This window comes from Virgibacillus sp. CM-4 (assembly GCF_000445495.1).
GTDB lineage: Bacteria > Bacillota > Bacilli > Bacillales > Amphibacillaceae > Virgibacillus > Virgibacillus salexigens.
Genome location: NZ_AUQA01000001.1, coordinates 229,452 through 242,736, shown reverse-complemented (window position 1 = coordinate 242,736; position 13,285 = coordinate 229,452). Strand labels below are relative to the sequence as shown.

The window sequence follows — 13,285 nt, the reverse complement described above, 5'->3', positions numbered from 1 at the left end:
TGGGGGTATAGACATGACTAAATGTTGCTTAGCGGTTGATATCGGAGCCTCTAGTGGAAGGGTGATGGCCGGTTATTTGAATGATGGTACTGTGCAACTAGATGAAGTGCACCGATTTGATAATAGGATCACCAAGAAAGACGGGTATTTCATTTGGGATATTGCTGGTTTATTTCAAGAGATTAAAACAGGCATTTATCAAAGTAAACTGCTTGGGTATACGCCGCAGAGTATTGGGATTGATACATGGGCAGTGGATTTCGTTCTTTTGGATGAAAATGATGAATTGTTAACAGATGCAGTAACTTACCGTGACCCAAGGACAGATGGGCTAATGAAAGAAGTATTTGAAAATATCATAAGTAAGGAGCGGTTATATCTTGAAACAGGCATTCAATTTCAGAAATTTAATACGATTTTTCAATTATATTCCTTGAAGAAGGCGAATCCAGATATTTTAAAGAAGGCAAAAACGTTTCTAATGATTCCAGATTATTTTAATTATTTATTAACTGGGAAGAAGGCGAACGAGTATACCAATGCAACGACCACACAATTACTAAACGCCTTTACGAAGAAATGGGATAAAGATTTGCTTCGGCAGTTAGGAATCGATGATGGCATCTTTCAAGAAGTTTTACCTCCCTCTACGAATTTAGGGGGATTGAAGCAAGAGTTGATCGATGAGTTGGGAGTGGATATGGATGTTTTATTACCTGCCACCCATGATACTGGCTCAGCTGTTCTGTCTGTTCCGGAATTAACGAATACGATTTATGTGAGTTCAGGAACATGGTCCCTTATAGGTGTAGAAAATAACTTTCCAATTTGTGTGACAAAAGCCTTTGACTACAATTTTACAAATGAAGGTGGATTTGACTATCGCTTTCGGTTTCTAAAAAATGTTATGGGGCTGTGGATGATTCAAGAAGTGAAGCGAAACTATGAACATACCTATTCATTTGCTGATTTTGTACAATTAGCAAAACACGAGAAGAACTTCTGCTCCGTTGTAAATGTAGATGATAATCGATTTATGAAGCCTGAAAACATGATTGAAGAGATTCAAAAGTACTGTGCAGAAACCGAACAGCAAATACCGCAGACTGCTGGTCAAGTTGCTAAATGTGTTTATGATAGTTTAGCTCTTCGTTATAAACAAGCGATTGCACAAATTGAGGAAATATTTGAAAAAGAATTCAAAACAATTAATGTTATTGGCGGCGGTTCCCAGAATGATATGCTAAATCAATTAATTGCAGATACGACGAATAAAGAAGTAAAAGCTGGCCCCATAGAAGCTACCGCAATAGGAAATATTGTATCACAGCTTATTACTTTAGGTGAGGTTAATGGAATTGTTGATGCAAGAAGGATGATTCAGCAGTCTTTTGAAATGAAAACATATAGGAAACAAGATCAGGAGGGAATTATATGAGTATAGAAGCGCGTTATAATGAAGCTAAAAAGCAATATAAAAAATGGAATATTGATGTTGATCAGGTTTTGAAAGAGCTAAAAAAGGTACCAATTTCAATTCACTGTTGGCAAGGTGATGATATTGGAGGATTTGAAGTAAATCAACAGGAGTTATCAGGTGGTATTGATGTAACCGGGAATTATCCTGGCAAAGCTACAACTCCTGAAGAATTAAGAAATGACATTGAAAAAGCTCTTTCACTTATTCCAGGGAAGCACCGGATTAATTTACATGCAATTTATGCAGAAACCGATGGAGAAGTGGTTGATCGTGATCAATTAGAGCCCAAGCATTTTGAAAAATGGGTGAATTGGGCAAAACAGCATGAGTTGGGACTTGATTTTAACCCTACTTTATTTTCTCACTCCAAAGCAGATGACGGATTAACACTTGCTCATCCTGACAAACAAATTAGAGATTTTTGGATTGAACACTGCAAAGCGAGTAGAAACATAGCAGCCTACTTTGGAAAAGAGCTGGGAACTCCTGCATTAACTAATATTTGGATACCAGATGGTTACAAAGACATCCCGAGTGATCGGTTAACGCCTAGAAAACGCTTAAAAGAATCGCTTGATGAAATATTCGCAGATACCATTGATGAAAAATATAATTTAGATGCTGTAGAAAGCAAATTATTCGGTATCGGTTCGGAAGCTTATGTAGTTGGCTCTCATGAATTCTATATGGGTTATGCACTAAAAAACAATAAACTGTGTTTGCTTGATACAGGACATTATCATCCAACAGAAGTTGTTTCTAATAAAATTTCATCGATGCTGTTATACAGTAACAAGCTGGCACTACATGTATCAAGACCAGTACGTTGGGATAGTGATCATGTGGTCATATTGGATGATGAATTACGTGAAATCGGTTTAGAGATCGTTCGAAACGGTGCGCTAGACAAAGTTTCAATTGGGTTAGATTTCTTTGATGCAAGTATCAATCGGGTTGCTGCATGGACAATAGGCACGCGTAATATGATTAAAGCTTTGTTACTCGCAATGCTCACACCTAATGAGTATCTAAAACAGCTTCAAGAAGAAGGTAACTTTACAGATAGATTGGCACTGATGGAAGAGTTTAAAACCTACCCATTTGGGGCTATTTGGGATTATTACTGCGAAATATCTGATGTACCAGTAGGAGAAACTTGGCTGGATGAGGTAAAACATTACGAACAAACGGTGTTGAAACATAGATAATAGGAGTTAAAAAGATTTTCTTATTACTAAACAAAAACAAAAAAATAAATTCAAAAATAAACGGAAGTGTGCTATCATAAAAACAACAAGAAATTGGAGGTATGCAACGTGGTGAAAAACCTTTGGGACAACCAACATGGCAATACGGATAACGGTTTAAATGAATTGGTGTATCGATCAAACTTATTAGGTCAAGATCGCTCGGTAGCAAATTGGGGAGGTGGGAATACTTCCGTAAAAACAAAGGAAACGGACTTTTTCGGTAGAGAGATTGATGTAATGTGGGTCAAGGGCAGTGGCTCTGATCTTGCCACGATGAATAAAGCGAACTTTACTGGTTTGAATTTAGCAGATATTCAACCATTACTTGAAAAAGATGATATGTCGGATGAAGAGATGGTAGAATATTTATCTCATTGTATGATAGATTCCAAACATCCTCGTTCATCAATTGAAACACTTCTACATGCTTTCTTACCTTTTAAACATGTTGACCATACACATCCAGATGCAATTATTAGTATAGCCTGTGCAGATAACGGACAAGAAATTGCTAAAGCGATATACGGAGACCGCTTTGTTTGGGTTCCCTATATTCGACCAGGATTTAAGTTGTCTAAAATGATTGCAGAAGGAGTTAAAAACCATCCCAATCCGGAATTAGTGATTATGGAAAAACATGGACTTGTAACATGGGGGGATACTTCGAAGGAGAGTTATGATAGAACAATTTCGATTATCCAAGAGGCAGAAGATTATATTGAAAAACAAGCTAGTGAAACGGTACTTTTTGGCGGGAAGAACTATGAATCTATAGAAAAGAAGGAAAGGGAAAGGATTTTAGCACAAATCCTCCCTATGATAAGAGGACAAGTTAGTTCAGATAAAAAAATGATTGTAACTTTCGATGATTCGAAAGACGTGTTGGCGTTTGTTAATAGTAACGATGCACAAGCCCTATCGCAAATAGGGGCTGCATGTCCAGATCATCTCGTTCATACAAAACGTGTCCCGCTGTTTATTGATTGGGATCCATCTTCTAAAGATGTCGATCAATTAATAGATACTATGAAGCAAGGAATAGCTTCGTATAAAGCAGCGTATACAGATTACTTCAACCGTAATAAATCGGAAGCAGACCAAATGGTTGAAGCTGCTCCACGTGTTATGCTTATTCCTGGAGTTGGTATGATTAATACAGGTAAAAGCTGGACTGCATCTAAAGTGAGTGAGTCATTATATCATCGCGCCATCGCAGTCATGCGCGGTTCTACTATTTTAGGCAACTTTGTTTCACTAAATGAAGCAGAATCTTATGCCATTGAATATTGGCCATTAGAACTTTATAAATTAAGTCTAGCTCCACCGGAAGCGGAATTCTCCCGTCAAGTAGCTTTTGTTACTGGAGGGGCAGGCGGGATTGGGAGTGCAACTTGTGATCGCCTATTGAAAGATGGAGCACATGTAGTACTAGCCGATATTAATTTAGCAGGAGCTCAAGAGTTAGCTGCTGCGTTTAATAACCAGTACGGTGAGGGTCGTGCGGTAGCCGTCGCAATGGATGTGACGAAAGAGGATCAAGTCATATCTGCTATCCATTCAGCTGTATTAACATACGGAGGCTTAGACATCGTTGTAAATAATGCTGGTCTCGCTAGTTCAAGCCCCTTTGAAGAAACCACGCTTGATAAATGGAATGTAAATATGAATGTATTGGTAACTGGATATTTTCTCGTAGCCAGAGAAGCATTTACGTTAATGAAAGATCAAGCAATTGGCGGAAATATGGTGTTTGTCGGTTCTAAAAACTCTATCTATGCTGGCAAGAATGCTGCGGCATACAGTACAGCGAAAGCAGCTGAAGTTCATCTAGCTCGAACAGTGGCAGCAGATGGAGGTCAATATGGTATTCGTGTGAATTCTGTATTACCTGATGCTGTTATCCGAGGTTCAAAAATTTGGGATTCCAACTGGAAAAAAGAAAGAGCATCTTCTTATGGAATAGATACTGATGATATTGAAGAACATTATCGAAAGCGAACCATTTTAAATGTAAATATCTTACCACAAGATATTGCGGAGTCAGTTGCATTCTTATCTTCCTCCCAATCTGCCAAAACAACTGGATGTATGATTACCGTTGATGGTGGTGTCGCAGCTGCCTTTACAAGGTAACCTTTTCATAGATTCTCTGTTATTTACAGGGAATCTATTATACAATAAAAAGGGAAAAGTTGATTCAGAAAGAAAGTAGGGAATGACATGCTTGTTGCTGAGAGACAACAAAAAATTGTTGAACTTGTTAATGAGAAGAAAAGTATTCGAGTAACGGAGCTAAGCCAGCACTTTTCCGTGACAGAGGAGACAATTCGCAGAGATTTAGAGAAATTAGAAAAAGAAAAACTTCTCTCACGAAGTCATGGAGGAGCAATAAGTATTAAGCCAGTTGACTCGATGGAAATTCCTTATTCTGAAAGAGAAGTCATAAATGTGAAAGAAAAGAGCAAAATTGCTCTCGAAGCAGTCAAGCAGGTACATGAAGGGGATAAAATTATTCTAGATGCGAGTACAACCGCTTGGTACATGGCTAAAGCTTTACCGGATATACCAATAACTGTGTTAACAAATTCGATCAAAGTATCCATGGAGCTGAGTACGAAGAAGCAAATTACCGTAATTTCAACCGGCGGTACACTGCTTGCAAAATCTTTATCCTTCGTAGGGAATTTAGCTGAAACATCTCTTGACCATTACCATGTAAATAAAGCCTTTATCTCATGTAAGGGGCTGCATCTGGAACGAGGTATTAGCGAATCAGACGAACGTCAGGCAAATATTAAGAAAAAAATGATGGAGAGTGCAGACACGGTCTATATTATGATTGATTATAGTAAATTTGGTGTTCAAGCGTTCTCGCGTTTAGCTGGTTTGGGAGTAATTGATCAGCTAATAACAGATAGTAATGTAGATAAACAGGTGATTGAACAATTAGAAGATAGATCGATGCATGTCATACGTGTTTAAAAGCTGAATTGCTCCGGAGAGCAATTCAGCTTATTTATTTTGTTGTGTTCGTTTATTTCTAAGTAGTTATGTTAAACTAATATCAAATATATCTTAAGATTTCATTTTTTCAAATTATTATCCTCATCAATGAATCGTTATCACTTAATCCCGCATAAATTTGGCAGTGGCAGCAGTGCCACCGTTTTTAAATCTACGAGGTTCACCTTAATGATGGAATACAACAACAGAAAAATGTTATTCAGCTTAGAATCCTTTATGTCTTACCTTGTAGCATGATCAATCGAGGGATGAATAAAACGGCGCAGTGAAGTTTTACTTTTTTAGATCGGGGGATACGTAGTGGATGCTGAAATAGGTGTAATTGGATTAGGAACAATGGGAAGTATGACAATGTGGCAGTTAGCTAAGGCAAGGGTAAATGCAATAGGCTTTGAGCAGTTTGGTATTGGGCATGATCGTTCGGCTGCTGGTGGAGAAACAAGGATGTTTCGAACAGCGTATAAGGAAGGTAAACAATATGTTCCATTACTAAAAGATGCTTATATGCTTTGGCGAGAGCTGGAGAGTGAAACAGGAAATGAATTATTGCAATTAACGAAAGGGCTAATTATTGGTGATCCTAATTCAGGAACGTTCAAAAATGTAAGACGAAGCATTCAAGCGTATAATTTAGAACATAAATTATTAACAAATGAAGAAGCAGAACATCGTTTTTATCAACATAAACTATTCGAAAACGATCAAATTATGATTGATGGTGCTGCTGGTTATTTACGATCACAATATGCCATTGTTTCTGCTGTTAGTCGGGCCATTGAACTTGGAGCAACCATTTATAGTCATACGGAAGTAGATACCATTACTTCTGATGAGGATGGTGTAACTATTTATGCTGAGGGGGAACGTTATCGTGTACAAAAGGTCATTATAACTGCTGGACCCTGGGCAACTAATTTTATTGGTGAATTTACGAGTTTCCTAGAAGTTCGTCGCTTAGTGAACGCTTGGTTTTTGCCAAAAGACATGGAGTCCTTTCGAGAAGGTGACTTTCCAGTCTTTATAAGGGAAAATGTAAATAATAGCTATTATGGTTTTCCTTTGATAGATGGAAACATGGTTAAGTTAGGTTTACGTGCAACAGCTGCGCATCGATTAACAGATGCTGCTTCATATATACGTGATGTCACAAGCGAAGAAATTCATCATTTCAAGCACCTCGTAAATCGGGATCTCCCTGGATTACATAGTGATCCATCTAGGATGGAAGCCTTTATGGAGTTGTATACCAAAGATCACCACCCTATTATTGGAAAACTTCCACATGATCATCGGGTCATTGTCTTAACAGGTTTTTCTGGGCATGGATTTAAGATGGCTACTGTGATGGGAAGAATTGCTGCTGAGTTAGCGCTCCATGGAGAAACGCACTATGACATTTCCCTATTTGCACCAAAGCGGTTTGTTAATCTTGGGGTCATGTGAGAAATAAAACGAACGTTGGGTAATCATTTTGCTTTTCCTATAAGTGACATGCGATAATATAGAAAAAAGCAGTAAGGATGAAAACATGACGAAAGAAATGAAGGTACGAGTGAATGATAAATACAGGAAGCAATTGCAAACTGGGTATCCGCTTATTACGAATGATGTGGTTACAGGAATACCAGCGTCTATAAAAGAGGGTACCATCATTCAGCTCGTTGATAATAAAAACCACTTCTTAGCAAAAGGTTACTATGGGATTCAAAACAAAGGGATTGGTTGGGTTCTTACAAATAGACAGGAAGAAGCGATTAATCTGGATTTCTTTAAAAAGAAACTCCTTTCGGCAATTAATAAACGACAGGGATTTTATCAATCGGAGGAGACCAATGCGTTTCGTTTGTTTAATGGGGAAGGGGATGGGATTGGTGGTCTAACGATCGATTATTTTAATGAATATTATGTAATTAATTGGTATAGTAAAGGAATATATGCATTTAAGGATTATATCATTCAAGTATTGGACGAGTTAGGCCGTTATCAAGCGATCTATGAGAAGAAGCGCTTTGATACGAAAGGCAGTTATATAGACGATGATGATTTTGTAAAGGGGAAACGAGGAGAATTTCCAATAACTGTGATGGAAAATGGGGTCCGCTATGCTGTTTATTTGAATGAGGGTGCAATGGTTGGTGTATTTTTAGATCAACGTGATGTCAGGGAAGCAATTCGCGATCGCTATGCAAAGGGAAAACATGTACTAAATACTTTTTCGTATACAGGAGCTTTTTCGGTTGCTGCGGCTTTGGGTGGAGCTGAAAAAACCACAAGTGTTGATCTAGCGAAACGAAGTAAAGCTAAGACCATCGAACAATTTAGTATAAATGGGATTGATTTTGAGCAGCAGGACATCATTGTAATGGATGTCTTTGATTATTTTAAATATGCACGTAAAAAAAATCTAATTTTTGATATGGTTGTTTTGGATCCACCTAGCTTTGCGCGATCGAAGAAACGAACGTTTCGTACAGCAAAAGATTATCCAGATTTACTGAAGGATGCTGTTTCCGTCACTAAGAATAATGGGATTATTGTTGCTTCCACCAATAATGCGAGTTTTGGAATGAAGAAGTTTAAAGGATTTATTGAAATAGCATGTCGTGAGATGCATATATCTTATCAAATACTAGAAACATTCCATCTTCCGCGTGATTTTCAAACGACCAAACAGTTTTCAGAAGGAAATTATTTAAAAGTAGTTATCTTTCAAATAAGCTAAAATTATCAACGCTCCGCCTATCCGGGGTGTTGATTTTTATTTGGAGCCATTAATATAAGAAGTATAAAAAATTTTTTCAACTATTGTATAAATATTCTTTTTATTGCATAATAATTCATATACTATTTGGAAGGTGGAGATTTTTCTTGGGAGTAGAATTGAAACGGGCCAGATTAAATCCTCAGTATTTACATGGAAAAGATTTTTTAACTTTAGCAGATTATACACAGGAAGAAATTACGTACTTACTACAATTAGCGGACCAGCTTAAAACTCAGCGTAAAAATGGGATAGCTGAACAACCACTAAAGGGAAAGACGCTTGGTATGATCTTTGAAAAATCATCAACACGAACAAGAGTCTCTTTTGAAGCAGGAATATATCAATTGGGAGGCAATGGTATTTTTCTAAGTTCTAAGGATATTCAAATTGGAAGAGGAGAGTCAATTTCTGATACTGCACAAGTGTTGTCAGGTTATTTGGATGCCATTATGATACGTACCTTTTCGCAAACTGCAGTAGAAGAATTAGCTGAAAAAGCAAGTATACCTGTAATTAATGGACTAACCGATTTATATCATCCTTGCCAAGTATTAGCCGATTTACAAACAATCAAGGAACAAAAAGGTACACTGGATGGAGTGAAGGTGAGTTATATTGGAGATGGAAACAATATGGCACACTCGTTAATGCTAGGAGCAGCGATTATGGGAATGCATTTATCCGTAGCAGCCCCTAAAGGATATCAACCTGATCAAAAAATTGTAGCCAAAGCTAAAAAGCTAGCGGCATTATCAGAAGCGGACATTCAAATTACGGATAATCCTGAATTATCTGTAAAGGAATCAGATGTTATTTATACTGATGTTTGGGCGAGTATGGGACAGGAAGAAGAACAAGTGAAAAGGGAAATTGCTTTTAAAGATTTTCAGGTTCATTCAAACTTACTTCAACTTGCCAAGTCAGATGCAATATTTATGCATTGTCTTCCAGCCCATCGCGGAGAAGAAGTGACAGCAGATGTTATTGATGGCAATCATTCTGTTATCTTCCAACAAGCAGAAAATAGATTACATGTACAAAAAGCGTTGCTGGTTGCATTAATGGAATCCTAAAAAGAAGTGGCAGAATGATCATTCTGCCACTTCTTTATTTGTCGATACTTGTACACCATCATTATCAACTTCTAATTTTTGAATGAGATAGGAAGGGAAAAGCTCTTGCATCTTACCGACGATTTGTTCACCACTGCCACTTGGGACAAATGCGATCATCGTCGGTCCCGCACCGCTGATAACCGTTCCGTAGGCACCAAATTGTTTTGCTTTTTGTTTGATAGCAAGATAGTTCGGAATGATAGATGAACGATATGGTTCATGAAATAAGTCTTTCTCCATCATTTCACCAGCTAAATCGTACTGTTTGTTTATCAAAGCCGCTATAAAAAGATTGCTAATACTACTTGCAATTGCTGCTTGTTTTCTCGAATATTGTTCAGGCAAAACATTTCGTGAGGCTGTTGTTTTTAGCTCAACATTAGGAATAAAAGTGACCATATCCATATCTAACGAATCTAGCTTGCAATAATGAATTGTTTCGTTTTCTGTGTATGCTGTTACAACAAAACCGCCAATGATAGAAGCTGCAACATTATCGGGATGCCCCTCTTTAGCTGTTGCAAGCTGGAGCTTTTCACTTATAGAAAGATCTAAGTGAGAAAGCTGGTTAGCTAGTTCAATTCCTGCAATAACTGCTGAAGCACTGCTGCCTAATCCGCGAGCTAAAGGAATCGAACTTTCAATCGTTAATTTACAAGCAGGTAGTTGTTTGTTGAAATGGTTTGCAGTTTCTTCAGCAATCATGTAAATAAAATGGTTTTCATAACTGTCAAACGCGGGCAGTAGGTTCGATAGCTGTTTTACTTCCCAAGTATCCTGTTCTTCTACCGTTAATCGCAGGTATAACCCTAGCGATAGACCGAATGAATCAAAGCCTGGACCAATATTTGCTGAACTCGCGGGTATGGTAATCGTAAACTTACTCATGCGTTAACCTTATTTTCCATATACTCCATGATGATTTTTTCATCATTTGGCAAGGAGACAGGATCTATCGTTAACTGATCTATCGCTGTTTGTGGGTCCTTTAATCCATTTCCCGTTAACACAGCTACTACTTTGCTCCCTTGTTTAATGGTACCGTTCTCGGTTTCTCTGATTAATCCTGCAATCGATGCACATGAACCGGGCTCAGCAAAGATACCTTCTTTCTGAGCTAATTTTTTAAAGGCATTCGTAATTTCCCCATCTGTAACCGATTGAATTGCTCCACCTGATTCATCTCTCGCCGATTCGGCAAGCTTCCAACTAGCAGGATTTCCGATACGAATAGCAGTTGCAATCGTTTCTGGATTAGAAATAACCCTATTATAAACGATGGCTGCTGCTCCTTCTGCCTCAAACCCAAACATCTGAGGAAGACCGGTTTGTTTTTGATTATGATATTCTTTGAAACCTTTCCAGTAGGCACTTATGTTACCAGCATTACCTACCGGAATTGCAAGAACATCTGGGGAAGTACCTAATTGGTCACATACTTCAAAGGCAGCTGTTTTCTGTCCCTCTAGGCGATATGGGTTAACAGAGTTTACAAGCGTTACTGGCTGTTCTTCACTTAATTGTCGTACCATTTTTAGAGCGTCGTCAAAGTTACCATCTATTTCTACAATTTCTGCCCCATACATAATTGCTTGAGCTAGCTTTCCAAGCGCGATTTTCCCTTTAGGGATAACGATCATCGCTTTCAGGCCAGCCTTTGCTGCATAAGCAGCAGCGGAAGCAGAGGTATTGCCGGTAGAAGCGCAGATAATTGAGTTACTTCCTTCTTCTAAAGCTTTTGCTACAGCCATTACCATACCTCGATCTTTAAAAGAACCGGTTGGATTAACACCTTCGACTTTCCCATATAGTTCGATACCAAGTTCCTTAGATAAATTGGAAAAATGAATCAATGGTGTATTTCCTTCTTGTAACGTTAATGCTGGTGTCTTGTCAGTAATTGGTAAGTATTTATGATAATGTTTTAGTAGTCCCGGCCAATTCATATGCCGCATCTCCTTCCACTTTATAGTAGCTTTTTAATTGAAGTACTACCTCGAGTTTTTTCAATTGATCTAATGCATGTTGAAAATTATCTAGAGATGTTTGGTGGGTAACCAATATAATTTCTGCTGATTCTCGTTTTTTTATCGGTGTTTGAAGAATTCGTTTAAAGCTTATTTCTAAATCATTAAACAGAGTGGATATTTCAGAAAAAGCTCCGACTCGATCTTTTACATGGATTCGTAAATAATATTGTCCCGAACGCTGATCAGCACTACGTAATTCTTTCTTGAACCGAGCTTCAAGAGAGTGCGTGCCACTTACACCAAGCCTCATGTTTTTAATTACAGTAACCAGATCAGAAACCACGGCAGTCGCTGTTGGTAAACTTCCAGCTCCTGGGCCATAAAACATGGTCTCTCCTACCGCTTCTCCATAAACATATACCGCGTTATATTCATTTTTAACGTCTGCCAACGGATGCTCTTTTGATAATAGAGTGGGTTGAACACTTACTTCGATTTGGTGGTCTTTACTTTGTGCATAGCCAATTAATTTCATGGCATATCCAAATTTATCTCCATATTGAAGGTCTTCTAGCTCTAAACTTTTAATTCCAGTTACTTCAACATCTTCTAAAGCTACATCTGTAGAGAAAGCAAGTCTGCCAAGTATAGCCATTTTTCTCGCAGCATCTAACCCTTCCACATCTGCCGTTGGATCTGCTTCAGCAAATCCCAGTTCCTGCGCTTCTTTAAGAGCATCGAGATAGGAAACACCTTCATTACTCATCTTTGTTAAAATATAATTTGTTGTACCATTTACAATTCCCATCACCTTTTGGATACGATCGGAGGATAAACCATCAGCAATTCCTCTTAAAATTGGAATTCCGCCGGCTACGCTGGCTTCATAGTAGAAGTCACATTTATTCTTTCTCGCAGCCGCCTCTAAATTAGTACCATACAGTGCAACTAAATCTTTGTTTGCGGTTACTACATGCTTTTTATTCGCAAATGCATTTAAAATATATTGATAGGTTTCTTCTATGCCGCCCATAACTTCTACGATTACATCAATCTCAGGGTCATTTATGATATCATCGGGATTCGTAGTGAGAAACGTTCGATCTACCTCAACGTTACGTGTCTTATCTAGGCTGCGAACTAATACACTCTTTACACTAACCTCGCATCCCAGCTGATGAACAAGCTTTTCTTGATGATTTTCAATTAGTTTAATAACTCCCGAACCAACTACTCCTAATCCTAATAGACCGATAGAAACCTTGTCTCTCACATCATCACCTCATCGTTTTTGTTTAATAGCTATTTAAACACGAATACAAAAGTATAGCAATAGTGAATTTTTCACACGAATTGAATTTGTGTGTAAATTCAAAGAACAATATGGATGGGGTATTTAGTCAGTATTTGAAATGAACGAAACGTAACAGACATCTTTTTAGTGGAATTACTTTTAACCTTTCCTAAAGTAGAAGAATAAACTAACGAGAGGAAGGAAAGCAATGGAGGTGTAGGGAATGAGCGACGCAACTGCTGGACTGACGTTTGTTACCTGTTTATTGCTAGGTACGGGAGTAGGAATGTTATTTGGTCAATTAGAGGCTGGAGGAGCAATTGGGCTCGGGCTAGGGATTATTACCATTGGCGTGTTTCGAAAAAGATAGGTAACATCTTCATTTCAT

The 13,285-nt window shown here is 38.0% G+C and carries 11 protein-coding genes; 8 read left to right on the top strand and 3 right to left on the bottom strand.

The window, feature by feature from the left end; genetic code table 11:
• Positions 1 to 13: 13 nt before the first annotated feature.
• The 7 genes from rhaB (at position 14) to argF (ending at position 9,591) form a co-directional block, all read left to right on the top strand.
• Complete coding sequence (rhaB, locus tag M948_RS23715) at positions 14 to 1,438, top strand: rhamnulokinase (protein WP_021288829.1); 1,425 nt, start codon at positions 14 to 16, stop codon at positions 1,436 to 1,438.
• Positions 1,435 to 2,688 carry an L-rhamnose isomerase gene (gene rhaA, locus M948_RS23710; RefSeq protein WP_021288828.1) on the top strand — a complete coding sequence of 418 codons (1,254 nt, stop codon included), beginning with the start codon at positions 1,435 to 1,437 and terminating at the stop codon, positions 2,686 to 2,688. Before rhaB ends, rhaA begins: the two co-directional genes overlap by 4 nt.
• A 108-nt stretch (positions 2,689 to 2,796) precedes the next feature.
• On the top strand, positions 2,797 to 4,863 hold the full coding sequence (locus tag M948_RS23705; RefSeq protein WP_021288827.1) for a bifunctional rhamnulose-1-phosphate aldolase/short-chain dehydrogenase: 2,067 nt from the start codon (positions 2,797 to 2,799) through the stop codon (positions 4,861 to 4,863).
• An 87-nt stretch (positions 4,864 to 4,950) separates the two neighbouring features.
• Entirely contained in the window at positions 4,951 to 5,712 is a 762-nt protein-coding gene (locus tag M948_RS23700; RefSeq protein ID WP_021288826.1) for a DeoR/GlpR family DNA-binding transcription regulator, read from the top strand.
• A 342-nt stretch (positions 5,713 to 6,054) separates the two neighbouring features.
• Positions 6,055 to 7,197 carry an N-methyl-L-tryptophan oxidase gene (solA, locus tag M948_RS23695; protein ID WP_021288825.1) on the top strand — a complete coding sequence of 381 codons (1,143 nt, stop codon included), beginning with the start codon at positions 6,055 to 6,057 and terminating at the stop codon, positions 7,195 to 7,197.
• A gap of 85 nt (positions 7,198 to 7,282) precedes the next feature.
• A complete protein-coding gene (locus tag M948_RS23690) occupies positions 7,283 to 8,476 on the top strand; it encodes a class I SAM-dependent rRNA methyltransferase (RefSeq protein ID WP_021288824.1) in 1,194 nt (397 codons plus the stop codon).
• A 146-nt stretch (positions 8,477 to 8,622) separates the two neighbouring features.
• Entirely contained in the window at positions 8,623 to 9,591 is a 969-nt protein-coding gene (gene argF / locus M948_RS23685) for an ornithine carbamoyltransferase (RefSeq protein ID WP_021288823.1), read from the top strand.
• A gap of 18 nt (positions 9,592 to 9,609) precedes the next feature.
• On the opposite strand, the gene thrB is transcribed toward argF, so the two are convergent.
• From thrB to M948_RS23670, 3 genes are read right to left on the bottom strand one after another with little or no spacing between them, the layout of a single operon-like run.
• Positions 9,610 to 10,521, bottom strand: coding sequence for a homoserine kinase (gene thrB, locus M948_RS23680; protein ID WP_021288822.1), 912 nt, complete (start codon positions 10,519 to 10,521; stop codon positions 9,610 to 9,612).
• Positions 10,518 to 11,579 carry a threonine synthase gene (thrC, locus tag M948_RS23675; protein WP_021288821.1) on the bottom strand — a complete coding sequence of 354 codons (1,062 nt, stop codon included), beginning with the start codon at positions 11,577 to 11,579 and terminating at the stop codon, positions 10,518 to 10,520. Before thrC ends, thrB begins: the two co-directional genes overlap by 4 nt.
• On the bottom strand, positions 11,545 to 12,876 hold the full coding sequence (locus M948_RS23670) for a homoserine dehydrogenase (protein WP_021288820.1): 1,332 nt from the start codon (positions 12,874 to 12,876) through the stop codon (positions 11,545 to 11,547). Before M948_RS23670 ends, thrC begins: the two co-directional genes overlap by 35 nt.
• A 244-nt stretch (positions 12,877 to 13,120) precedes the next feature.
• Here M948_RS23670 and M948_RS43410 point away from each other — a divergent pair, with 244 nt between their 5' ends.
• Positions 13,121 to 13,267: a hypothetical protein gene (locus M948_RS43410; RefSeq protein WP_021288819.1), complete on the top strand. Its 147-nt coding sequence runs from the start codon at positions 13,121 to 13,123 to the stop codon at positions 13,265 to 13,267.
• Positions 13,268 to 13,285 lie beyond the last annotated feature (18 nt).